The sequence below is a fragment of the [Clostridium] citroniae WAL-17108 genome (assembly GCF_000233455.1).
Classification (GTDB): Bacteria; Bacillota; Clostridia; order Lachnospirales; family Lachnospiraceae; genus Enterocloster; species Enterocloster citroniae.
The window spans coordinates 287,208-311,184 of record NZ_JH376420.1 but is presented as its reverse complement, the minus strand read 5'-3'; the positions used below and the strand labels follow the sequence as shown (position 1 = coordinate 311,184).

Here is a 23,977-nt window from a genome sequence, read left to right as displayed (position 1 = left end):
TATGGCATACGATTTGTCTCAGCTTAAACTGGAAGGAATAGAGATAAAAAATATTATCAATTGTCAGATAAGTCAGATACCAGGAGAACATGGTGAATTATCTCTAACAGGATATGTTGAAAATGATAAATTTGAAGAAGCACAGAGTTTGCAGCCATTACGACTTTATTCGCTGGAAGAATCAGAAGAAAATATATTTTGTGGTGTATTAACAGCGATTAGTCAAGAGGCAAGAGGGCAGCTACTAATGTTACACATTGAGGCAAAAGGATATACCTATTTGCTTGATCTTCAAAAAAAATACAGGACTTTCCAAGACATTTCTAAAACGTATTCAGAAATACTTCATCAAATTCTGGACGAATACGAGGGTGCTGATTGTATTGTTGCTCAGGAGACTGGTGCCATTGGAAATCTTGAAATACAGTATCAGGAAACCGATTGGAATTTTTTAAAAAGGATATATTCTAAGCTATATATACCATTAGCTGGAGAAATTCGCATACCCGCCATACGTATTTATGCGGGAGTTCCTGCTCTAAATATGAACCAGCAAGACTACGAACTTACAGAAATGTCATTAGATTTTAAACTTTGTTCGTCTTTGAAAGAAATTGGATATGAACTGTCTGAATCCGATGTGCTGGACTGCCTAATAAAAACAGATAAGACATGTGGGATATTTACATCTTTTTATTTTTGTGAGCTTTTTATGGTAGTAGCAGGTGTTAAAGCCTATATGCACCAAGGTGTAATGCAGATAGAACTTAATCTGAGAAAAAAAGAAGGAATTGTTGCTGTGCCTCAATTTCCTATGGCTTTAGTAGGCCTTGCATTGGAAGGTAGTGTTTTGGAAGTAAAAGGAGAATCGGTTCGTATGCATTTCTTTATTGATGATGGATATCCAGTAGCAGATGTATATTGGTTTACTTATTCCACCCCATCGGCTTCTCCTGATGGAAGTGGTTGGTATTACATGCCAGAAATAGGAGATCGTCTCAGAGTATATTTCCCTACTAAGTATTTAAAAGATGCATTGGCAATAAGTGCGGTTAGTTCTTATAAAGGGACTGGAGAACCGGATCGGATGGCAGATCCAAGTTCTAAATATTTACGGAGTGCTTCTGGACAGGAAATGAATATGGGCGGAAATGGAATTTATCTTGCCAGTGCTGGAAAAGCTGCCAGTTTGATGATTGGAACTGATGGAGGAATTCAGGTGAAAGGTAATGTGGTTGAGATTACTGCAGATGAAAGTATTGATATAAACGCAGAAACAAATATAGAATTTCACAGTTCTACAGGAGCAATATATCGATGCGAGCAAGGGGGATGCATGGAATTGGATATCTCAGGGAATTTGAAGATTAGCGGTTCCAAGTTAAACATTGACTAAAGGAGATATGAGATGACACGGGAAGAAGCATTAAGAGTGTTTCAGCAGGAACATAGTCAGTTATTAGAACAGTGCCAACAACGTTTTATTGATGATTTTCCAAATAAAGTACAAACCTTAATGGAACGGATTAATCATGCATTTGCATCCATTCGTAAACAAGTTGAGGAGCAGGAAAAAGAAAAGGTTGTCTTTTTTCATTTTTCGTTGCTTAGGTGTGATTTGCTTGTCAGAAAATTTACAATTCTATTACAAGTTCAAGATATCAGATGGTTTCTTGACCCTATGCCGTTGGAAACCTTATTTTCCGTTGATTTTCTTTATGAAAATTTAGTACAAACGTGGGATTGGCTACTGGATGAACGCAAAAAGTATATTGGAAAAGTAAGTACCTATGATGTCGATTTTATGATGTCAGATTTAATTTTTACATGTAATCGAATAGTGGGTAATGCATTGCGTTATTTTTTTCGAGATATAGAGGATAGTACGGAATTTATGGCAATTCCCAAAGAATTTACTTGGGATATTTATTGGGGAGAATATCGTAATGAGGCTATTTTGACAGCACGAGTTGCGCGAATACCTAAAACACAAAAAGAGTGGCAGACAGCATTGCAATTAGATACTGAGGGGACAAGATTGAGTGAAAGTTACTGGTATCAGGCATCTCTTGAAACTGGGAATTGTTCTGGAAAATTACTTTGTTTTATGACCTTTGAAGACTGTCAATTAAAAAATATAAATTTCAAGACAGCTGATTTAACGGGGGCCAGATTTTGTAATTGTTTGATTGAAAACTGTGATTTTGAATCAGCAATTCTCACCACAACCTTATTCGAGAATTGCCGTTGGTTGAATACGAGTCTGTTAAACGCAGAGTTAAGACAAGCAGTTTTTACAGAAGATAGTATACCTGAAGAGGGTCTTGATGACAGACAGCTTAGTGAACTTCTGCTGAAGGGGGGGATTGAGTCATGAAACGTTTTTTTATTATGAGGCAGGACCGAAATCTTCCTGATTCTATTAGATTACGTGATTTTGATATTTGTGGAGCGCGGCATATTTTTCATAAAAGTGATGCGGAGCGATTAAATCAGACTACAGTATTGTATCAGGCAGAAAATACAGGTGAATTAGCAGGTGATTTTATTCAGAGTCCAGTTTATATGGTTTCAGGCATGGTGAAAAAGATACTGGATATGTATGAAGATGATTTGGTATTTAAAAAAGTATCTTTGATTAACAAAGAAAAAGGAACAGAGATTTTATACTATCAGGTGCTGATGGATGAAATAGAGGCATTGTCGGAATCTGTCGAACGTTATCCGGATCAGACAGAAAAGAAAATTATACTTTCCCCTAATAAAATAGGAGAACATAAAGTGTTTATGCTTGCAGACAGCAGAATGAAAGATCCTATAGTCAATCTGGACATTATTGAAAGTCTATTGAAACGTAATCCAATTGGAATTAGGTTTCAAGAAATAGAGGTGGAGAAGAATGGCTGATAAAAAAGATACTTATGTTGTTCATAATGCAGATATATGCTGCAATATGGGGCTTAGGATGAGTAAAGTAGTGCTTCGCCAGAGTCATGGGGTATTTTTGAAAAAACAAGCACAAATTACAGCAAAAGACTGTGTTGGAAAAACAAATATCATTGATTTTTGTGGCTGTATAAGTGCGGATAATCCACTGACCAAGCAAAAGGCACACGAGATATCTAAGAATGTAATGAATAATACAGGTGAAGATTTTGACAGTGAGGTTGAAGATATTTTTTGTAATGGTGAAATTGGTTCTGTAAAAACAATGAGTTGTGCAGGAGAGTGTATTCCTGATATTGTTTCCTCAGGTTGGGATGAAGTAAAAGATAATGTATTTACGGATGGACAGAAACCGGTGAGAGGCATTGCAATTTTAAAGTGTCGATGGGGAGGAGTTATCACAATCGAATTGACAGGACAGCCTGAAGGGTAAGGAGGCGACAAGATGAGGGTACCATATCATAGTATGGAAGTTAATGTCCCGTTTGATGAAATTCAGGGCATTGAATATTTTGAACTAAAAGAATCTTTAAATAATCATAGTATCGTCCGCATTAAATTTTTAATGGATGAAGATAAGATTAGAGATATTTTGATGCAAATGGATGGAACATCTGAAATTCTTATTACAGAAGAAAATGAAGTAGGTGAGGATAAAACAATTTTTTGCGGTAAGGCAGTTCGGTTCTTCTCAAAAAAAGAAAAGGGGTTATGCTATCTGTGGACAGAGTTTTCATCACATACATTGGAATGGGATTTAACATCTAAAAGTCAGAGTTTCTGTCGATTAGCCCAACCTTATAGTGAGGTTATGAATGATGTATTGGCAGAATATTCTCAAAAGGATATAAAAGATGAGATATCGAATGGCTCAGTAATTCAGGATATGTTACTCCAATACGAGGAAACCGACTGGGAATTTTTGATACGCATGGCAAGTCATTTTCATTCATTTATGGTTGTGGATAGTTCAGTTCCATATGGAAGGGCCTATTTTGGAATCCCAGACCTGAACTATGGAGTAATGTTACACTATGGTGAATACCAGATATCACGAAGTCAAAGTGAATACGATAGGATTTCGTTAAATTCAGAGGAGTATGCTGAAGCGGAAATATTACCGCAGGAACTGTCAAAGTGGAGGATTCAGTGTCGTAAGCAACTACATATTGCAGAGAGTTTATCTTTTAATGGTATTGAAGTTGTCGTAACGGACTTGAACATACATACTGAAAAGGGAGAATTAGTACGGGAGTATGAATTAAAACGTAAAAGTGGAATTCTATGTAATAAGAAGAAAAATCCAAAAATATATGGCATGAGTATTCCGGCAACTGTTAAAGAACGTAGTGGTAACCGGATTCGAGTTCAAATGGATATTAACCAAAACTATGAATCAGGAGATGATCAAAAATATTTTACCTACGCAATTGAAAGTAGTAGTATTTACTGTATGCCGGAAGAGAACAGCCGGGTTCACATTTATTTTCCAAGTCATGATGAAGCTGATGCAATAGCGGTTCATGCAATTAGTACAGGTGGGGGAGGAGGTAGAAATCCATCTGATAAGTCATTTACAACCCCAGCTGGAATGAAAATGAATATGAAACAAGACGAGTATTGTTTCGATACAGGTGCTTCCTCTCTGTCTATTGGGATTGACGGGGCTTTTAAACTTATCGGAAAATCGATACAGTTTGTTACACCTACAAAATTTTCAGTTGGAGAAGAAAATGTACCAGTTAATATAGCTGTCGAGGCAGAAACTGAATGTAATTTTTCCATAGGCGATACCAATATAAATATGACAGATGAGGCACATATTGTAGCTGCCTTTATTGCTCATGTGGCGGAAATTAAAGCAGAACCAACACCATCTGCGGCAGCTATTGAGGACGCTGTAAAAGCAAATGATAGTGCCATTATGGATGAAGTAAATGGAAATGCTGAAGCGTATTTGACTGCGTTAGGAGCAAAACGCAGTCAAGCGAAAGCACAGGTTCGTCATGGTATTTTCGATTTGATAGGAACGGCACTTGTAATAGGAGTGGTCGTCGCTACTGGTGGAATTGCTGCGGCTCCAATAGCTGCAATAGTTGCTGTTACAGCAACAAACCGTGTTATGGCGGATGTATCTGAAATTAAACAAGGTGCGACTGATTGGGAAAAAGCAAATAGAGGAGATTTATCTAGGACGGAAAATATGTTTCAGTCTGCACTCGGATTAAGTGATGAACAATACAAAACCTTTATGGCAGTAAATAACATGGTTTTTGATGTGGTAACCATGTCAGCGGCCTCAGTTAATATCTCAAATATGGCCTTTAAAGGAATTTCAAATTGTACAGTGAAAGCGCTTGCTAAGGGTGCGTCTATGATGACTGTTAACGTAGGAAAGAGCGCTATAGACCAATTTGCACAAACAGGGAAAGTGGATCCCAAAACATTGGCTATAAATGCTGGCATAGGATTTGTAGCTGGTGGGTTAGGAGGTTTGGCTGGGAATGGTTCTGTATCGCTTGCAAGATATTTTGGATTGAAAGTATCATCTGGAGGCGCCATAGCTCTTCGGGCAATTGGAAGTGGAGTTGTAGGTGGTTCAACAGACAGTATTATGCGTAGCGCCCTATTAGGGGAAGAACTCACTTGGGAATCGGTTATGCAATCAGTTGGTCTATATGGAGCAGGGTCGGCATTATCTGATGTTACAACAGATGTACTAAACAAACGTGAACCGATTAATGTTGCCTTAGGTGCTTTCCTTGTAAATGAGATAGATTTAGCAATTCCGGATATTCGAGAGCCCGTGTTGTGGGAACGTAGCTATTCTTCGGCTAACTTGTCTTCAGGAATACTTGGAAGGGGATGGAGTGTTCCATTCGAGGGAAGGCTTTATCAAGAAGAAAGTGGACGGTTACATGTAAAAATACCAAACGGTGCATTAGTTTTTTTTGAATGGAAAGGGGATGGATATCAGGAAATAGGTAAGATTAAGGGCAGATATGGGCTAAAATGTGATCCTGTAAAAATGGTATGGAGTTTAATCGATTATCATACACATCAGATAATGCAATATGATGAAAAAGGGCGGTTCTCAGCACTTTGTGATAGAAATAATCAGCAAACAATGCTATTTTATCAAAATGGACAGCTGGACCACATAACCACTTCTTTAGGACATCAGCTTCATTTTGAATTCTCAGGCAATAAGCTGATAAAAGTTTCAGACGAGACCGGCAGAACAGTCAAGTATCGTTACGATGGCGATATGCTTACAGAGGTAATTAATACAGCTGGCGGAAGGTTCTTATATGAGTATTCAGAGGCTGGAAAGCTGACAAAAGCAACAGATCCAACCGGGCTTACTTATCTAAATAATCAATATGACGACAATGGACGAGTATGCAGCCAGGTACTTTGGGATGGAGATGCATGTAGATTAGAGTATGGGGATAGCGGTGATGAAACCGCAATATATACAAAAGAAGGAACCACAATATATCAATATACGAAAGAAAAAATGCCTTTACGTATTATCTACCCAGATAACACAGATATCTGCATCCGATATAATGAAAACAATTGCTGCATCTATAGAAAAGACCGGTTGGGGAATGAACAGTATTGGGACTATGACAGTTACACACGAATTATCTTCGAGAAGAAGCCTAGTGGTCTGGAAGTGCATTACGAATACAATCCAGATGGTGATTTGGTAAAGGTATGGGATAACAGTGGAACTGAAACCGTTTATCTGTATGACGCGTGCCATCAAATGATTGAAAAACGGGAATTGCGGGATAAAGAGAAACAGCAGTGGGATGTTTGCACTTACGCATATGACAGCATGGGAAGACTTATAAAGAAGACATCACCTTCAGGAAAAAGTGTATCTTATAGCTACGAGTCTGGCTACGGGAAACCTTCCTATACCGTTTATGAAGATGGAGAATCCGTACGCCGTGAATACGATTTGATGGAACGGATGATGGTGAAGGAAGATTCCTGCGGTTCTACAGAATATGGCTACAATACCCGGGACGACATCTCTCTTATTCGCGATGGTGACGGGAATGAAACCATGCGCTTATATGACAGCGTGGGGAGATTGTTATATCTATACCCTCCTAAGGCAGACCGTCAGACTGGAGAAGGCGCGACCCGTTACCGTTATAATTTTATGCGGCATTTGGAAGATATTATCTATTCAGATGGAAGCCATGAGAAAACAGTAGTTGATTGGGAAGGAACCGTTTTAAAACGGATTCACCCAAATGCATACGATTCAGAGAAGGATGATGGAGCTGGTGAGGTTTATGATTATAACAGTGACAAAAAATTAATCCGAATTCATTATCCCGATGGCGGGACAGAGCGCTTTTTCCGCGATGCTGCCGGCAATTGCATCAAGCATGTTCTTCCGGAAGACTACGATCTTGAAAAAGATGACGGGAGAGGATACTGCTATACATATGATGCTGAGAACAGACTGACTCAGGTAACAAACCCGGATGGAATCATCGAGTTGGTGTATCATTATGATCTTCGGGGAAATGTAATATCCGAGCAATCAGCGGATGGAAGCACTGCGTATTACTGGTATGACTTACTTAACCAGATGATTCAAAAGGCTGAGGCAATCTCAGATAAACAAGGTGAAGTGTTCTATCGTCGCACCTGCTATGTTTATGACAAGGATGGAAATCGTATAAAGGAATACCGTTATGGCGGAAGCTGGCGTCTGGTTTCGGGAGAACCGGAAAATTCACTTGAGTTAGAGCAGGATGGTCAGGATTTATGTCTGGTCTATACTTATGATGCCAGAAACCGCTTAATTTGTGTAAAAGATGGCTATGGAGCGTGTATTCGCTATAGCTACGATGTACGCGGAAACCGCATTAGCGAAGAACAGAAGATAAATGAAGAGGTATCAAAGAAAATCACCTATGTCTATAACTGTGGGGACCGTTTGGTGGAAAAACGTGAGGTGATTGACAGCGGATTTGCAGATACTTCAAAGAACGGCAAAGCTACCTCCATTACCCGGTTTAAGCGTGATCCCAATGGAAATATAACAGAGATCCAGACACCGGAAGGATATCAGATACTGCGGGAATATGATGTACGGGACCGCTTAATTTGCGAACGGGTAATAGATGAAAGGAATAGCATTCATCGAAGCACATCTATTGTTTATGACAGAGCAGGAAATGTTGTATCAATCCGGCGGAAAGGGGCAGATACAGAAAACTATGAGATAGCATATGACTATGATTTAAAGGACCGTTTAATCCGTGCAAAAGATGTAGAGGGGGCGGTATTTGAGTATCTATACGATAAAAACAATCGTCTGATAAAGGAATACAGACCGTCTGCACAGGCCGGAAATAGCCTGTTACAATATACCTATGACAGTCAGGGTCGGCTTATAGAAAAGAAAAATGCATACGGTCATACAGTGGAGAAGAATTCCTATGACTCTATGGGGCGTCAGGTAATGCAAAGACTTGCAGATGGGGAAGAACTGAGCTTTCGTTACGGAATCGACGGACAAGTTGAAAACATCACAAGTGAGACAAGCCGGTGCCGGAAAAAATCTTTGCAGGAATACCGGTATAACAGCCGTGGACAAATCATTGGCCTAGTGGACGGAAATGGCTATGAAACGGGGTATGAGTTAGATGCCTGGGGAAATATCCGTAATATTAAGGCGGCAGATGGTGGCAATGAATGCTATACCTATGATTATGCCGGGAATATCACATCAACTACAGATGCCAATGGCGGAACGATCATCTACCGTTATAATAGCCAGGGAAAAGTATGCGAAGTTATCGACCAGGAAGGACATAACGAGCGGTTCCACTATGACAGAGAAGGACGGATGACGCTCTCCATAGACAGGCTTGGCAACCATGTGGAAATCGAGTATAATGTAGATGGAAATCCTGTCCGTGAGATAAGCTATGATTGTGATGGCAAACACCGTGAAGTGCGGACCTGGGAATATGACACCATAGGTCATCTGAAAAAATCAGTTGGCGGTGGATTTTGTTACCAGTATGAGTACCGCCCGGATGGAAAACTGCTGCGGAAGCTGTCTGGCGGCCGGCCGATTCTCACCTGTACCTATTATCCAGACGGCAGTCTAAAAACCATGACGGATGTTACAGGGAAGCCGTTGCTTTATCACTATGATCTGGAGGGGAACCTGTCTTCGATAGCAGATGAGTCTGGACAGGAAATCGTGTCCTACCAGCATACAGCTGGCGGGAAGCTAAAGACAATTCTACATCAGAGTGGGATTCGGACGGATTATGGATATGATATAGCAGGAAACCTGACTCACCTTAAGACCAGGACAGCAGCCGGTGGAATCCTGTGTGACCTGGAATACGAATATGACCTAAATGGAAACAGAACTGCCAAAATAGGAACCATGGCGCTGCCAGATGGTTCGGGTCAGATCAAATCCCAGCTGCGCAGTATCCGATATACCTATGACAGCATGAGCCGTTTGCTCTCCGAAACAGAGGGAGGGCGGGAAGACCGTTATAGCTATGATTTGTGCGGAAACCGCCTGGAGAAAGTAAGCGGAGGTGAAAGGGAAAGCTACGTCTATAACAGTAACAACCAACTTACCGAGCGGAGGAACGGAACCGGAAGCTGGCGTTATGTATTCGATCCACAGGGCAATCTTGTGCAGGAATTAGGGCCGAAGGAAACCCTGCGGTATGAGTACAATCCGAGGAGCCAGCAGTCAAAGGTATATTCGGGGAGTCGTTGTATTCAGGAAAATCTATACGATGGGGAGAATCTGCGTGCCGGTATAACTGAGCATGGAAAGCGGAGTACTTTCCTGTTCATGAACCGCGAGATTATAGGAGAACTGAATGCGTCGGACACACTGAAGTCCCGTTTCATCAGAGGGTATGGAGCGGCGGCATTGGAATACGCCGGGAAGCAGTATGGGATTCATCATGATGAGCAGCTAAGTACCGGTTGGATTACAGATGCCGATGGGACTGCAGAAAATGCCTATGAATATGATGCATTTGGGAACCTGCTGCGGAGCCAGGGGAATGTGCTGAACCGTCTGCTCTATGGCGGCCAGCAGTACGACCCGGAAGTGGGGCAGTATTATCTTAGAGCAAGATACTACAATCCGGTAGTGGGCCGATTCACGCAGGAAGATCCTTATCGAGGAGACGGACTGAACCTGTATGCCTACTGCGCGAATAATCCAGTCACCTATTATGACCCAAGCGGTTATGTTTGCAATTTTAATGCTCAGGCAGAAGAAAATGCGGTACGGGAAAATGCTACAGTACAAGAAACAAAAAAAGGTGGTCTACCGGATTGGTTAAAGAAATTATTTGACAAGGGAAATCAATTCAATAAAGAAAACAGAAAAAATTATCCCTACAATGAGGTGGAATTACAGGGTGATAAGAAAAATTTTGTTGTTGATTCTTATATACCGGGAAAAGAAATAGTATCAAGAAAATACACCCAATTTTCGGAAATTCAGGAAAGTACTGGGATCGGTTATGTTAATGAACTAGCGTACAAATATGCACCTGGTTCAGTGATAAGTGATAGTCCTTTCAATCCTAAGGTATTAAGAGGTTCGACTTTAACAGGGGATATGATACTAGAAGTACCAGTTCAGAATAATCCAATACCTCAAAATGTTTTAAATTCGGCGACGAGTAAAGGAATTACCATACGTGATGTACTTGGAAAGGAATATAATTAATGGAACTCTTTTATTGTAGTAGATGGTGGATTAAGAAAAAGAAAGCAGTAGATATTTTAACGGAGGAGGAGGCGAAAAGCCGGCATGATACCGGAAAGGTGTATACAGCTGTAATTACAAGTGATGATAAAATAGCTTATGTGATTGATATCTTGAAAGATTATATAATTCTCAGATATATGGATGAGAATATAAATCCCTACTTGATATATGAATTTCATAAGGTGTGCAAAAATGATATTTTTTTAAAAGGGATAACTTATTTTGGATATGAGGGAGAAGGGGAAGAATTTTATATATTTAATTTTAGTACTGATGGAACTGTATCAATGGAGAGAAAAGACAATATTAGTAATACCATGGAAGAAAGAGAAACTACATGTGATGTCTCTGAACAGTATGGAACATTTCCCAAATTCGGGCAGTATGAAGACTTATTAAAAATCAAACCAATTAATCCAATTACTGTAATAAATTAGTTATTGGAATTGAAAAGCTAACATTTGCCAAAGTATAAATTACTAATAGTGAAAAATGGCTTATATTAGATTATCTTCCCATAGCTAATATATTTTAGACATGTATTTGTTTTATTTAAAAAGAAGCCGTTGTCTTTGCTACAGCGGCTTTTTTTAAAGAGCCGCTTAATTTAATGTAAAATCGAGAGGAAAATGGTATGGTGGTTTTAACAGTAATAATAGGAATAATATTAGTAGGTACACTGATTCAAGCGCTTTTATGCTGTTTTGAGCGAAATAAGTTGAAAAACAATACATATGGACAGCTTGTACCCGTGGATGGAAAGCATATAAATGTCGAGGTTAAAGGGGATGGAAAACAGGTTATAGTCCTGCTTCCCGGCAGGGGAATTGTGAACCCCATATTAGAATTCAGGAGCCTGGCCAATATGCTGGCTCAGCACTTCACGGTAGTTACTGTTGAACCATTGGGATATGGACTAAGTGATGAGACTGGAGAAGAACGAACTATTGAAAATATTGTAAAAGAATTGCATGAATGTATAAAAAAATTGGGTTACAGCCGGTATTTCTTAATGGGGCACTCTATTTCGGGAGTTTATGCATTATATTATGCTAATTGCTATAGGGATGAGTTGGAAGGATTTATAGGAATTGACACATCGGTTCCGGGTATGGAGCAGAACATACCGGAGGTAATGCAGAAAGCAGAAGACATGCTGCCCTATATTACCCGGTTTAAGCAAAAGACAGGGATGCTTCGACTATCTCTTTGGCTAAATCAGAGAAAACAAACGAGCAATGGTACGGAAAACCAATTGACGGACTGCGAAAAAAAGATACAGAAATGGTGTATGACGTGCAGATGGTTGAATAAAACGATGATGAATGAGGTGAAAAACACATCCTATAATATGGAAAAAACCAGTGGAATGAAATTTCCTGATTGTATTCCAGTTCTGTTTTTGCTGGCAAAGAGGAATACAGAGCTAATTCCTGACTGGGAGGGGCTGCATAGGGACATTATTACAGAACAGGTTTTCAATCATATCGAAGTTTTGGATGGAGATCATTATCTTTATCACGGCAAAGGAAAAGAGATAGCAGCGACTGTCGGGGATTGGGCAGGAAGAATAAGGAGGTAAAAGAGGAAGCATGATAATACGGCATCAGGGACGTACGCTGATTGGAGATGAGCTTATTAGTGGGTATGCAGTTTGTGAAGCGGACAAATTGTATATGTACCTGGACGATGGTAAAAAGATACAGGTAAAAAGAAGTTCGGTTGTTCCTGTTTTGGCTGACCTGGAAAACTGTAAGGTGGAGCAACCACGGGAGTCATATGGACATCCGCTTTGCAGTTTAGAGGTAAGTGAATACATCCAGACCAGTTTGAGATTTAAGGGGGTGATGTGCCTTGAAGATTTAGCAAAGTGGACATATGAAGATTTTAAGCGTATAAGAGGACTGGGACCATTAAAAATAGGAAAAATATTAGAAAAATTGAAACAATATGGCATAGAAACACAGGTGGAGTCAATCTGATTCAATAGAAATACAATTATTTAGAGTTATTTAAAAATACAACTAGAGTAATAGCACACTCTTTTTAATGTTAAAATATAAGAAGAGGGTGCCTATATGGATAACAATTTAGAAAAACTGCGGAAATCCGCACATTTGACACAACATAAATTAGGAAAACAACTGGGACTGTCCCAACAGGTTATCAGCCGCATTGAGCGGGATATAAGTACGATAACTTTAGAACATCTTCTCCTTCTGGCAGATTTTTATCAGGTATCAATTGACTATCTTCTTGACCGTACAAAGGCAAAAAGAAGTTGGGAAGAACAGCAGGTTATCAGTGAGGTTCTGGAAGAACACTATGAACTGGTTCGGGCGCTGGAGATGCTTGATGAACGTGATACTGGTCTCGTATGGGCGTTAATAGAAAAGATGCTGGAAGATAATAAGGAGTGATATGATGTTGGACATTGCTATCTGCGATGATGATAACAGTTTTGCAGGCGGATTGGAAGAGACGTTATGCCGCATGGAAAAGACCTATGGACTAAAGTTTGAAATTGATGTATATCAGGATGGCTGCAGTCTGGTAAAAGAGGTTATGAGTGGGAAACGTTATGATATCATCTGCATGGATATCCAGATGAAGGAGATGGACGGGGTGGAAGCAGCCCGTCAGATTCGCAAGCTGGACCGAGTCGTGGAATTGATTTATGTAACGTCATATGACAGCTATATGAAAGAGGTGTTTGAGGTAACCCCCAGTGGGTTTATTGTGAAGCCTTTGGACCAGAAAGAATTTGAAACGACCTTTTGCCGTGTCATGCGGACAGTAATAGGGCAGGATGCGTACTATCGGTTCCGATATAAAAAAGAAGAGTATAAACTACTGATACGTAATATCCTTTACTTTACGAGTGATTTGAGAAAAACATATATTGTAGAGGAAGGCGGGCGTTACATGGAATACAGAAAATTAAATGATATCAGCAAGAACCTGGGGCAGGAAAACGGGAGGTTTGTAAGGATTCATAAGTCCTATTTGGTGAATTACCGCCATATTGTTCGATTTTCGTATGATACTGTTAAACTGAGTAATGGGGAAGTGCTTCCGGTAAGCAGTCATCGAAAGCAAGAAGTGGATGAACAACTTGCAAAGTTGATGTCATTGCTGCCAAAATAGGTATGTGTTATTTTAGCTTAATGATTCTATATATGGCAATGTCCATCTTTAGCACCTTAGTATTGAAATTATACTTAGATACATTCCTAAACAGAGTGACAGGTATCATGAGCATGGTTGGGTGGCTGCCCTTTTTTATATGGCAGTTCCTTACTGAAACAGGATATTTTCCGGAAAACATCACATTGTCTTTTACATTTTTAACTATTGTTTTAGTGGGGTTAATCGAATATATTGGTCCTCTTTGGAAACGGTGCGTGTTTCCGGTTGTTTATCTTGCAATATGGATGCTTTTAGAAGGCACAGTGGATTTTAGTGTTCGGTACTTAAGCGGCAGCGTGGAAACAGAGTTTTTGATGATTTCCGTCATTTCTAAGATACTTTTGTTTCTGCTAATTTTGGGAATTAGACAGTTCGCAAAAAAGACGGGAATCGGAAAAGAGCCATATGGTGGTGGAATGGTGTTTATGATACTGCCTATCATTGGTATGATACTGTACCATACGCTTTACCAGTTGCTGCAGGCTTTATATGTGAACCAGGCAGAGATTGGGGTATGGATGCTGTTGGCTGCAGTTGCATTAATTTGTCTAAATCTGTCTTTCTATCCTGTTTACATGCAATTGGTTAATGACTTTCATATTAAGAGGAACACACATTTTTACATAAAGCAGATGGAGCTTTTCCGACAGGAGAAAGCCATGGAAGAAGCTGCGGCTATGGAAATACGGGAATTGCGCCACGATATGAGACAGCATCTGATTTTCTTGGGTGAGCTACTTGAAAATGGAGATTTAGAGGTAGCACAGGATACTTTGACTGAACTAATTGGAGAGACAGGAAAGCGTGGTAGACTGGAATCAAGAACGGGTAATAAGGTGGTGGATTCTATGATTAACCACGTATGGAAGACCGCAGTAGAGTTGGAGATTAAATTTCATGCAGATATAGCGCCGTTACCAGAACTATCCATACAAGATGCAGATTTGTGCGTCTTGCTGGGAAATGCTTTTGATAACGCACTGGAAGCATCAAAACTTGTAGAGAATGGTAGAAAAGAGATATGGATTGCCATTCGTTATACAAAGGGGCTCCTGTTTATCCAGATTAAGAATACCTATGCAGGAGAAGTGAAATTATCAGCAGACAAGAAAATCTTAAGCTGTAAGGCGGAAAGCGGGCATGGATTTGGTCTGTTTTCTATGAAGAGGATAACAGAGAAATATCATGGCAGGCTAGACATAAAGCCGGATGATGAAATATTTATAGTGGAAATATTAATACATTGCTGAGGTCAGATAAGGCGGCCGCAAATTGGATCAATTCAGATTCAATTTGCGGCTTTTTTTGTTATTTTTTTTACATAAGAAAACCTGTTGTTTTAAAATTACATAAAAGCCGGTATTTATGACACAATACATGCTTGCGCTATGACTTGCTGTATTCTATAGCCGAACCTATCAACATATGACCGTGTGTGGGATCTAACTGGGTCGCGGATACAGTAAGGTGGGTGACGGCTTATGCAGCAGTGTATGAAAGTTTGCATATATCATTGCCGTAATCCCCCCTTCCTTATTTTCGGATGGATAAATAGTCGAAAATGAGGAGGACAATATGAACACAAATGATGAAGAGATCAAGGGCTTCTTTACTGCGTATTTAGATGTTGCATTAAAACGTGAGCGAGAAGATTACATAAACGGTAAGTCTAAGGAAGAGATTCCGATAGATATAGAGACGGTCGATGCGGAAAAACAGGTGGAATTTGAGCAGAATTATGAGGCAATGATTTTGGAGAAATTAAAGGAATTCTCTGGCACTAGGAAAGAACGTGGGAAAAATCTGTTGGATGGATATGGAGAGGAGCTTGAAAAAGCCGTGTCGTATCTGGAAGAATCAGAAAAAATGGTTATATTACTTAAGGTGTATTTAGAATTAACCTATAAGGAAATCGGAACCATCATGGGAATGAGTGACCGGAAAGCTGCTTCTATTTACCATTATGCCCGAAAAAAATTACAAAGGAGGCTGGAGAAAGAATATGGGATTTGAGGAGCTATTAATGGAAGCAAAAGCTGGGAGCAAAGCGGCGAAAGAGGAGCTATACAATATGTACCGCCCCGGGTTGATTCACAAAGCAGTGATTAATGGGAAATTTGATGAAGACTTATTTCAGGAGTTATGTAAAAAGCTGTTAATCTGCATTGAAAAATTTGATATTGACCGGGTTAAGAGTTATTTGGACAAAAAAGAGACTGATTTGAATGTTCCAATGAATTGACTTGCGATTTTACATCTTTTATAATGGTAACATCAGATTTCTGAAGAATCTGGTCAGAAGAAGAGCAGTTCGGTTTTTTGCCGGCTGCTTTTTTTCATGCCTAAATAAGGTTAGTAATTAAAATCAGGAGGTGAAATGCACATGAAAAAAGAAAATCAGAGCCAACCGGCAGAGGAGGTGCAGGAAAAAGATAACCGTAGGAGTAACCGCTCTATGGGAATCCTGACTGTGGATGCCTCCGGCGTTTTAGCGGAGCGGGATACGGGAGATACTGCCTGGCATGAGCTGGTGAATGCTTACCGGACTAAAAAAATTTTGTCCGGGGATTTAGGCGGAATTGAACGGCTGGAGGGCGGCTGGGTGGTGGCAGTTGTGTATTACAAAGGCTGTCGTATTCTGATTCCCATGGAGGAGATGATGATTAATCTGGAGGGGGATGGAAGAGAAAATTCAGACCCACTCAACCGTCAGACCCGCCTTGCCAACAATATGCTTGGAGCGCAGTTGGACTTTATGATCCGGGATATGGACGAAAAAACTCAGAGTGTGGTTGCGTCCAGAAAGGAAGCCATGCTCAGAAAAAGACAGCAGTTTTATCTGCCTCAGCAGGATTCGCCGCCCATGATTGTTCCGGGACGGACAGTGGAAGCCAGAGTGATAGCGGTGGCTCAAAAGGCGGTGCGCTTGGAGGTCTTTGGCGTGGAGTGTTCCTTGAAAGCACGGGACATGACCTGGGAGTGGCTGTCAGATGCCAATGAGAAATTTGCAACCGGTGATGTGGTGAGTGTGGTTGTGAAGAGTGTGTCTGGAGATTCTGTCGAGACCATTAAGGTTGAGGTCAGTGCGAAAGAAGCGAAAACAAATGTGAATAAGGAAAACCTTATGCGGCTGCGTCGCCAGGGGAAATATGTGGGAAAGGTAACAGATGTGTATAAGGGAACCTATTTCCTCTGTCTGAACTGTAAGGTTAATGCGGTGGCTCATTCCTGCAACACAGCAAGCCTCCCGGGGCAAGGGGACGAGGTTGGTTTTTTGGTAACCAGGATCAATGAGGAGCGGGAAGTTGCAGAGGGAATCATCACAAGAATTATTAAAAGAAGTTAAATAAAAAGGAGAGAAAACAGATGGAAATGAACGGAACAGTAAAGTGGTTTGATGTGAGAAAAGGTTTTGGATTTATCAGTGATGAAGATGGAATGGACTATTTTGTGCATTTCTCAGAGATTCGGGGCGACGGGTTTAAACGTCTGAGGGACGGTCAGTCCGTCACCTTTGAATCTGGAGAGGACGATCAGGGCAGACTGGTGGCCCGGTTGGTAGAAGTTGTGGAGGGCGTATGAACACGGTTGTCCGGATTAAAAAGCGGCACGCTCTTGTGGGATTGATGGTTGGTTGTTCCGTTGCTGGCTTCTTGTTTGGATTTACTGCTCATGCAGAAACTGTGAATGGTGACACTGCTTACCAAGTGGGGGAAAGTATCCAGGTAGAAACCGGACTGGAGGATGGATACTCCACAATGGATTTTACCTGCCTGGATACGAATTATAAGGGAGGATATCTTTTTGTGTCAGACGATGTGATTCCATATACGCTTTCCTCAAGATATGGAAGTTCAGATAACGATTATACAAATTCTGACGCTAGAATCTGGTTAAACCAGTATTTTGCCGATACGCTGTCAGTTGCCCAGGATATTCTGCCAGTTAAACTGGAGGAAACGGAGGATTCCATTTCAGATCGGGTATTCTGTCTTTCTATTGATGAGGTAAAGAAAAATTCTTATAAGGCGATTGCCCGTAAGACGTGGTCCCCCCAGCGTGGAATGCGGTATTATTGGACGCGCTCCAAACGGGAAAATACAGCGAATCAGGCGTATATGGTGCAATATAATGGGCATATCGCGTCCAGCCGAGTTTCTTTGAGTGAAGCGGGATTACGACCAGCTTTTGTTCTGGGGAGGCCTGACGAGGATGTAAGCCAAGGGAAAATCTGGTATGAGGGAGATACTCAGGAACGGGAAATTCACGGGAAAAACTATATGTTTCGCTGCATTGATCCAAATTACTGTGACGCAGGGGGAAATCGGGTAGGAGCGTTGTTTCTCTGTGATTCCATTATTGGCGGCAACGAGTGTGTTTTTGATGAGAACCATAATAATTGGGGGGCCTCTGATTTACGCAAATGGTTGAACGAGAAACTGGAAGACACGGAAGAAATCGCAGATACAGTGACAACTATAGGGTATACCTATGCAGGAAAAAGCAGTGATTATCTGGTGTCAGATCGGAAGTTTACCAAACGCAGGCAGACATCGGCTTCAGTGGAAGATAAGATGTTCTGTCTGTCTCTGGAGGAGGCATTACGGTATGCAAACCGACTCTGGAAGCTGAATGGATCAGAAAGTGATAATTTCAATCTGGCAGGAAGCCATACTATGGGATATTGGCTTCGGACGCCAGCGGCCCGAGACGGAAATTTGTGTTACGCAGTGACCTATGATGGTCGTGTGGCACCGGAGCAGGTAAACAATAACAAAATAGGAATCCGTCCGGTGTTTGTGGCAATTCAGGAGTGAAATATTTGAGAGACGATTATGAGAAATTTCACTCTGCAAGGCAATGCCAGGGGCAAGTTGGATTGCCCTTGGCGTATTGTCCGTGTGAAAATAGAAGAAAAAGGAGAATGGGATGAGAAAGATAGGAAAGAAGCAGGCAGTGGTAACAGCCTGGATGTTGATTGCAACACTTGGTATCAGTCCTATGGTTTCAGTAGCCGGAGTATCGACGGATGCAGAGAACGAGCATATGGTTTATACGGAGGTAAACAACCAGAAGAATGGGAAAATGGTACAGGAGTCCCTGGATATAGAGAACGCAAGCCCATCCGATGCAAAAGTAGGAGCGGATGAATCGGAAAACAGAGAAAACTCTTCCTTGGGGGATGACACAGAACATGAGGAGACCAGGGAGGACAAAAAAGATGGGATTGAGAATCCGGAATACGGTTTTCAAGCGGAGTCTGCGGCCAAGGCTACTCCTTCCGAGGCGATTCAGGAAGTACAGGAAGCTACTCCATCTAATGCTGTTATGATAGCGCAAAGCACTAACCTGTGGGGCGGTATGGAAATGAGTGACCATCTTGATGGGGAGGGAACAAAGGCGTCCCCGTATCAAATTAATTCCAGCAAAGATTTAAAGCTTCTTGCTTACAATGTATCCAATGAAGAGGTGGACGGCTATGCGGGCTGCTATTTCATTTTAACCAGGGATGTGTCCCTGAGTGATTCCGCTTCCTGGCTCCCTATTGGCTATTTTACCGAGGCTGATGATACGGAGCCGCATCCGTTTAAAGGAAACTTTGATGGGAACGGATACCGGATTTATAATCTGAAAATCAACGATACCACCCAAAGCTACGCTGGGCTGTTTGGCAGCGTCCATGGGGCTGTGATAGAGAATCTGACGGTGGACGGACAGGTAAACGCTGATAGTAAAGCGGCTGTTCTGGCAGGAGAAGCCAATGACAGCGAAATTAGAAATTGTTTTTCCAAAGGCCAGGTAAGAGGCGTGGGAGTCATTGGCGGTATTGTCGGCGAGGCTTATGACAGCGTAATCCTGGAATGCACCAATACGGCCGGCGTACTGGGCGGGACGGACGTGTCAGGGAACCAGGAAGCCTTTGCCGGAGGTATCTGCGGTTCTGCGCAAAGCTCCTTTATCAGTGACTGTACAAACGATACCACAGACAGTTACAGCGCTCTGTACTCCGAAGGATATGTGGGCGGAATTGCAGGAAATATTTATGAAACAGAAGTATACAACTCTTATGTAGAAGGAAAAGTGGGAAGTACATCCGCCGATTATATCGGAGGTCTGGTGGGCAGAATGCAGAGTGGCCAGGTGAAAAACGGGCGATTCGCGGGAACCATCGGCGCCTTCACCTCTGCCACGTTAAAGACGGCGGGGCTGTTTGTGGGATATATTGAGAGCGGCACGGTGGAACTGGGGGATGACCTGGCTTATCTGTATACGGACAGCGAGGATAAGTATTCTCTCAATCCATTCGGCAACAAACTGACACCGCAGATTCGTCTGGAGCACCATATCGGAGCATATTATTCCAACCAGAGAGACTACAGCCTGTACCAGCTTGGCGGCTTTACAAAACAGACCAACTGTTACTTTTATGAAGAGCTGGAGGAGGGCGTACTGGAAATCGGAAAAGAGAATGTCCATCACTATGCGCCCAGCAAGACAGGCGACCCGGTAAGAGGATATCTGGTGAACATTCCGGCCATTGACCATGGCACGCTTTCCGTACTGGAGTCTCAGAATAACTTTGCTAAAGAGATTGACTGGGCGAATCCCGGAGCGCTGGCTGCCGGAACCAAGGTGTTAGTCTATACCAGTCCGGTAAATGACACAGAGGCAGAACCACCGGTCTATTATGAGTTGGAACCGGATTCCCTGTTCTGGACTGCGGATGATTTCGCCTCCAAAGAACTGATTCAGTCAGGAGCCGGCGAAATGGCGTTTTCAATGCCGGATAAGAATATAACGCTGTCGGCTACTTACCGTGCCATGACAAATGGTGTAATTCTGGATCGGAATGAACTTACGTTTGATGTGGAGCAGATTCGCAGCGGTTCCCGTTGGAATTCGCAGATTGGGTGGAAAGTTACCGATCCGCAAAAACTGACTGCTACCATTATTCCGGATTCTGCTGCTAACAAAAATATTTACTGGAATGTGAAAGACACAGATGGTTCCAGTACAGATGTGATTCTCGTGGATGAAAATGGGGTTGTATCCGTGAATACTTCCGCAAAATGGATTCAGGACTTGATAAAGGCCGGGGTTACAAACCAGGAACTATATCCGTCCAAGAAAATTACTACAGAGGGAACTGGCTATGGAACGGTAACCGTTACTACAGAAGCAGGACAGAAACGAGCCAGCGCGTTTGTTACCGTGAATTTTAAGATAACCGATGATACTGTGGTTCCCGTATCCGGTGTAGAACTGGATCAGGCAGAGCTAGCCTTTGATGTGACGCGTACTTTAGAAGGTGATAGAAGAAATCCATCAGAAAGCTATTCCGTTACTCCCTCCAAACGTCTTTATGAGACGGTTTCACCAGAGTACGCAGATAATAAAGAAGTGACCTGGGCAGCAGGAGATATGGATATGCTCCGGGTTGATCAGGAAGGAATGGTAAGCGTCAGGGCGGATGCCAGATGGATTGCAGATTTAATCCGCACAGAGGAGGAAGCGAATAGGGAGAATCCCTATCATCAGAGAGAAGCGGGAGGCAGCCGGTCTTCCTATGTGACAGTTACCACGAAAGACGGAGACAAGCAGGCGGTCTGTGCAGTCAATGTATCCTTCCGAACTGTAGACAACACAGTGGTTCATGTGGAACATGTGTCGCTGAATCAGAGTGAAGTGAAATTTATGGTGGAAAAGCTGATGACCGGCAGCCGGACAAATCCGAAAGTGGAATACAAGGTATCACAGCCCCAGCAACTGGCGGCCACGGTTACGCCGGGGGAAGCGCAGAATAAAAAGGTAGGCTGGAGCGTGGCGGACAGCAGTATGGCTGCCATATCAGAGGAAGGTTTGGTCACGGTAAAAAGGGATGCAAAATGGATTCAGGATCTGGAGGCTGCGGACGCAGCCAATGTTGCGAAAAATCGCTATGCCCTGTCCACTGCATCGGGAACCAGAGACACCATTGTGACAGCCACAACGGAGGACGGGCAGAAGACAGCTTCCTGTAAAGTTGTGGTGGAGTTTAAGACAACCGACCAAACCACCAAACCCAGCAGTCCTTCTGGCGGCGGTGGGGGTGGATCTTCCAGTGGGGGAGGCTCATCCAGCCGCTCATCAGCAGGCAGTGCCAATGGACCGGGGAAAGAAAAGGGAGATTGGATTCAGGACACCGTGGGATGGTGGTATAAAAACCAGGACGGTACTTATCCAAAATCATGTTGGCAGCAGCTTTCTTATAATGGTATAACGGAGTGGTATCATTTTGATGAAAAAGGATATATGCAGACTGGCTGGTATACGGATACGGACGGAAAAGTTTATTTTCTCCACCCGATAGGAGACGGTACCAGAGGGCGGATGTATACGGGCTGGAATCTGATTGATGGAAAGTGGTATTACTTCAATACGATATCGGATGGTACACGAGGAGCGCTGTTTGTCAACTGTGAGACACCAGATGGCTATCGCGTTGACGCTTATGGCTGTTGGATTCCATAAAGACCAGAAAAACTGGTTGAAATTGTAAAAATGTCTGTGATTGATTTTCTTTTCAATAAAGGTTATAATGTTGATAGACAGAATAATCGGTGCTTATTTAAAGAAAGGTGAGAGCTATGGCAATCATAACACAGACAGCTGCAGAGCATACATCGGGCTATCAGGCTAAAGATGTAATGAAAGACTTACTTGGCAGACTGGATGAGGCCATTGACGATATGGAACAGGGAAGAGTTCGGACGATAGAGGAAGTATGGGTAGAGATTGACGCGATTTAGGGTGAACTATGAAGAAATATTATCGGATCCGGATTGCCGAAAAGCCTGGATACATTTCCCGATGGATATCAGCATACTGGTTTTATGGACTGGGGATATCAGATCTGCACAAAACCTCGTGATACATATCTTGTTTTTTATGTGTTGGATGAGTCAAAGCAGGTTGTGCCAGTACTTAGGATCATGCAGGACGGTATGAACTGGCAGTATATTATTGGACGCTGGATTCGTAAAAGTTAAATATAAATGAAAAGGGATGCCTCTGGGGGAATCCCTTTTCATTTAAGAAATTTCATAAATGCTCTCGACATAGAATCCGGAGATTTAGTATGCTATAGATAGAGGAGGTGCTGGAAATGAAAAAAAGAACAGGTTGGAAGCTGGCAACCGTATTCCTGGCAGTTACCCTAACCCCAATGTCGGCGTATGCGGGAACATGGGAGAATACTTCAGCCGGCTATCAATATCAGAAAGATGATGGGAACTATGCGAGGTCAGAGTGGATAACAGAGAACGGAACATCATACTATTTGAATCAAAATGGAGTCATGGCTGTAAACACCACCACACCTGACGGATACTTAGTGGCCGCGGATGGAAGCTGGGTGACAGAAACGCAGGTGTCAGGAGGTTATGTCAGGACGCCGTATGATAATCTCCCATATCGTTTCGATCCGGATTGGCAGATTTATGTTTTTGATGAAACCACTGATTATGCCTGGGTTACAGATACTATGGTACTGGCGGCTGTCAGAGGAATCATTCCGGTTTCAGATTTGTCGGAAAAGAATCAGGCTGTCTATGAGGAGGTCTGTAAATTTTTGACTGGATTTGATTATGGAGCCAGCGAATATGATAAGGCAGCCCGGGTGTACGATGAAATAACAAAAAGGGCAGTTTATAATTGGGGAGACTATACACAGGCGGATGACGAGGTTTACAGTATACTGATAAACGGAACCGGTAAATGCGTTGGATTCGCCAGAACCTATAAGCTGCTTGCAAATGCAGTAGGGCTGAAATGCGAATTCAGGGAAAATGGAGCGCATATGTGGAATGCAGTCTATGTCGATGGCGTAGCAAAAAGTATTGATACGTCAACCATTGAGGCTTCAGCGGAGTTTTATCTGAATGTGATGAAAGCACCATGCCCAGTATGCGGATATGAAAATCTATTCGGAAACAGGGAATTGGCAAGGCCATGTGGGAATTGTGGAGCACAGATCAATAATCCAAAATATAACTGAATACC

19 protein-coding genes are annotated in these 23,977 nt (G+C 42.1%); all 19 read left to right on the top strand.

The window, feature by feature from the left end:
* The first annotated feature begins 1 nt into the window (after position 1).
* Positions 2 to 1,396, top strand: a complete 1,395-nt coding sequence (locus HMPREF9469_RS01355; RefSeq protein WP_007858389.1) for a contractile injection system protein, VgrG/Pvc8 family — start codon at positions 2 to 4, stop codon at positions 1,394 to 1,396.
* Positions 1,397 to 1,408: 12 nt separating this feature from the next.
* Positions 1,409 to 2,377, top strand: coding sequence for a pentapeptide repeat-containing protein (locus HMPREF9469_RS01350; protein WP_007858388.1), 969 nt, complete (start codon positions 1,409 to 1,411; stop codon positions 2,375 to 2,377).
* Complete coding sequence (locus HMPREF9469_RS01345; RefSeq protein ID WP_007858387.1) at positions 2,374 to 2,907, top strand: hypothetical protein; 534 nt, start codon at positions 2,374 to 2,376, stop codon at positions 2,905 to 2,907. The genes HMPREF9469_RS01350 and HMPREF9469_RS01345 overlap by 4 nt, the downstream gene beginning before the upstream one ends.
* Positions 2,900 to 3,379 (top strand): PAAR-like protein, encoded by a 480-nt coding sequence (locus HMPREF9469_RS01340; protein ID WP_007858386.1) that lies wholly within the window; start codon positions 2,900 to 2,902, stop codon positions 3,377 to 3,379. Before HMPREF9469_RS01345 ends, HMPREF9469_RS01340 begins: the two co-directional genes overlap by 8 nt.
* Before the next feature lie 12 nt (positions 3,380 to 3,391).
* Complete coding sequence (locus HMPREF9469_RS01335) at positions 3,392 to 10,705, top strand: RHS repeat-associated core domain-containing protein (RefSeq protein ID WP_007858384.1); 7,314 nt, start codon at positions 3,392 to 3,394, stop codon at positions 10,703 to 10,705.
* Positions 10,705 to 11,184 (top strand): hypothetical protein, encoded by a 480-nt coding sequence (locus tag HMPREF9469_RS01330; RefSeq protein WP_007858381.1) that lies wholly within the window; start codon positions 10,705 to 10,707, stop codon positions 11,182 to 11,184. The genes HMPREF9469_RS01335 and HMPREF9469_RS01330 overlap by 1 nt, the downstream gene beginning before the upstream one ends.
* Before the next feature lie 197 nt (positions 11,185 to 11,381).
* A complete protein-coding gene (locus tag HMPREF9469_RS01325) occupies positions 11,382 to 12,329 on the top strand; it encodes an alpha/beta fold hydrolase (RefSeq protein ID WP_007858379.1) in 948 nt (315 codons plus the stop codon).
* A gap of 10 nt (positions 12,330 to 12,339) precedes the next feature.
* The gene (locus HMPREF9469_RS01320; protein WP_007858371.1) at positions 12,340 to 12,729 is read left to right on the top strand and encodes a hypothetical protein; all 390 of its coding nucleotides are present in this window, start codon (positions 12,340 to 12,342) and stop codon (positions 12,727 to 12,729) included.
* Between the two features lie 96 nt (positions 12,730 to 12,825).
* A complete protein-coding gene (locus HMPREF9469_RS30465; protein WP_007858370.1) occupies positions 12,826 to 13,167 on the top strand; it encodes a helix-turn-helix domain-containing protein in 342 nt (113 codons plus the stop codon).
* A gap of 4 nt (positions 13,168 to 13,171) precedes the next feature.
* Positions 13,172 to 13,894 carry a LytR/AlgR family response regulator transcription factor gene (locus tag HMPREF9469_RS01310; protein WP_007858369.1) on the top strand — a complete coding sequence of 241 codons (723 nt, stop codon included), beginning with the start codon at positions 13,172 to 13,174 and terminating at the stop codon, positions 13,892 to 13,894.
* A gap of 107 nt (positions 13,895 to 14,001) precedes the next feature.
* Positions 14,002 to 15,186: a sensor histidine kinase gene (locus tag HMPREF9469_RS01305; protein WP_040414848.1), complete on the top strand. Its 1,185-nt coding sequence runs from the start codon at positions 14,002 to 14,004 to the stop codon at positions 15,184 to 15,186.
* Between the two features lie 325 nt (positions 15,187 to 15,511).
* Entirely contained in the window at positions 15,512 to 15,949 is a 438-nt protein-coding gene (locus tag HMPREF9469_RS01300) for a sigma-70 family RNA polymerase sigma factor (protein WP_007858367.1), read from the top strand.
* Positions 15,939 to 16,178: a helix-turn-helix domain-containing protein gene (locus HMPREF9469_RS01295; protein WP_007858366.1), complete on the top strand. Its 240-nt coding sequence runs from the start codon at positions 15,939 to 15,941 to the stop codon at positions 16,176 to 16,178. The genes HMPREF9469_RS01300 and HMPREF9469_RS01295 overlap by 11 nt, the downstream gene beginning before the upstream one ends.
* A gap of 141 nt (positions 16,179 to 16,319) precedes the next feature.
* Positions 16,320 to 17,282: a hypothetical protein gene (locus HMPREF9469_RS01290; protein ID WP_007858365.1), complete on the top strand. Its 963-nt coding sequence runs from the start codon at positions 16,320 to 16,322 to the stop codon at positions 17,280 to 17,282.
* A gap of 20 nt (positions 17,283 to 17,302) precedes the next feature.
* Complete coding sequence (locus tag HMPREF9469_RS01285) at positions 17,303 to 17,518, top strand: cold-shock protein (RefSeq protein ID WP_007858363.1); 216 nt, start codon at positions 17,303 to 17,305, stop codon at positions 17,516 to 17,518.
* The gene (locus tag HMPREF9469_RS01280; RefSeq protein ID WP_007858362.1) at positions 17,515 to 18,753 is read left to right on the top strand and encodes a DUF6273 domain-containing protein; all 1,239 of its coding nucleotides are present in this window, start codon (positions 17,515 to 17,517) and stop codon (positions 18,751 to 18,753) included. Before HMPREF9469_RS01285 ends, HMPREF9469_RS01280 begins: the two co-directional genes overlap by 4 nt.
* A gap of 112 nt (positions 18,754 to 18,865) precedes the next feature.
* The gene (locus HMPREF9469_RS01275) at positions 18,866 to 22,447 is read left to right on the top strand and encodes an Ig-like domain-containing protein (RefSeq protein WP_007858359.1); all 3,582 of its coding nucleotides are present in this window, start codon (positions 18,866 to 18,868) and stop codon (positions 22,445 to 22,447) included.
* A 116-nt stretch (positions 22,448 to 22,563) separates the two neighbouring features.
* On the top strand, positions 22,564 to 22,725 hold the full coding sequence (locus tag HMPREF9469_RS31865; protein WP_007858358.1) for a hypothetical protein: 162 nt from the start codon (positions 22,564 to 22,566) through the stop codon (positions 22,723 to 22,725).
* Positions 22,726 to 23,081: 356 nt separating this feature from the next.
* Complete coding sequence (locus HMPREF9469_RS01270; RefSeq protein ID WP_007858356.1) at positions 23,082 to 23,972, top strand: transglutaminase-like domain-containing protein; 891 nt, start codon at positions 23,082 to 23,084, stop codon at positions 23,970 to 23,972.
* The last annotated feature ends 5 nt before the right edge of the window (positions 23,973 to 23,977 follow it).

What these genes read in the sequence shown, in the direction of transcription:
- HMPREF9469_RS01285 (WP_007858363.1), top strand. Translation starts at nt 17,303, where the DNA reads ATGGAAATGAACGGAACAGTAAAGTGGTTTGATGTGAGAAAAGGTTTT.
- HMPREF9469_RS01305 (WP_040414848.1), top strand. Translation starts at nt 14,002, where the DNA reads ATGAGCATGGTTGGGTGGCTGCCCTTTTTTATATGGCAGTTCCTTACT.
- HMPREF9469_RS01320 (WP_007858371.1), top strand. Translation starts at nt 12,340, where the DNA reads ATGATAATACGGCATCAGGGACGTACGCTGATTGGAGATGAGCTTATT.
- HMPREF9469_RS01270 (WP_007858356.1), top strand. Translation starts at nt 23,082, where the DNA reads ATGAAAAAAAGAACAGGTTGGAAGCTGGCAACCGTATTCCTGGCAGTT.
- HMPREF9469_RS01340 (WP_007858386.1), top strand. Translation starts at nt 2,900, where the DNA reads ATGGCTGATAAAAAAGATACTTATGTTGTTCATAATGCAGATATATGC.
- HMPREF9469_RS01295 (WP_007858366.1), top strand. Translation starts at nt 15,939, where the DNA reads ATGGGATTTGAGGAGCTATTAATGGAAGCAAAAGCTGGGAGCAAAGCG.
- HMPREF9469_RS01275 (WP_007858359.1), top strand. Translation starts at nt 18,866, where the DNA reads ATGAGAAAGATAGGAAAGAAGCAGGCAGTGGTAACAGCCTGGATGTTG.
- HMPREF9469_RS01290 (WP_007858365.1), top strand. Translation starts at nt 16,320, where the DNA reads ATGAAAAAAGAAAATCAGAGCCAACCGGCAGAGGAGGTGCAGGAAAAA.
- HMPREF9469_RS01345 (WP_007858387.1), top strand. Translation starts at nt 2,374, where the DNA reads ATGAAACGTTTTTTTATTATGAGGCAGGACCGAAATCTTCCTGATTCT.
- HMPREF9469_RS01355 (WP_007858389.1), top strand. Translation starts at nt 2, where the DNA reads ATGGCATACGATTTGTCTCAGCTTAAACTGGAAGGAATAGAGATAAAA.
- HMPREF9469_RS01300 (WP_007858367.1), top strand. Translation starts at nt 15,512, where the DNA reads ATGAACACAAATGATGAAGAGATCAAGGGCTTCTTTACTGCGTATTTA.
- HMPREF9469_RS01330 (WP_007858381.1), top strand. Translation starts at nt 10,705, where the DNA reads ATGGAACTCTTTTATTGTAGTAGATGGTGGATTAAGAAAAAGAAAGCA.
- HMPREF9469_RS30465 (WP_007858370.1), top strand. Translation starts at nt 12,826, where the DNA reads ATGGATAACAATTTAGAAAAACTGCGGAAATCCGCACATTTGACACAA.
- HMPREF9469_RS01280 (WP_007858362.1), top strand. Translation starts at nt 17,515, where the DNA reads ATGAACACGGTTGTCCGGATTAAAAAGCGGCACGCTCTTGTGGGATTG.
- HMPREF9469_RS01325 (WP_007858379.1), top strand. Translation starts at nt 11,382, where the DNA reads ATGGTGGTTTTAACAGTAATAATAGGAATAATATTAGTAGGTACACTG.
- HMPREF9469_RS31865 (WP_007858358.1), top strand. Translation starts at nt 22,564, where the DNA reads ATGGCAATCATAACACAGACAGCTGCAGAGCATACATCGGGCTATCAG.
- HMPREF9469_RS01350 (WP_007858388.1), top strand. Translation starts at nt 1,409, where the DNA reads ATGACACGGGAAGAAGCATTAAGAGTGTTTCAGCAGGAACATAGTCAG.
- HMPREF9469_RS01335 (WP_007858384.1), top strand. Translation starts at nt 3,392, where the DNA reads ATGAGGGTACCATATCATAGTATGGAAGTTAATGTCCCGTTTGATGAA.
- HMPREF9469_RS01310 (WP_007858369.1), top strand. Translation starts at nt 13,172, where the DNA reads ATGTTGGACATTGCTATCTGCGATGATGATAACAGTTTTGCAGGCGGA.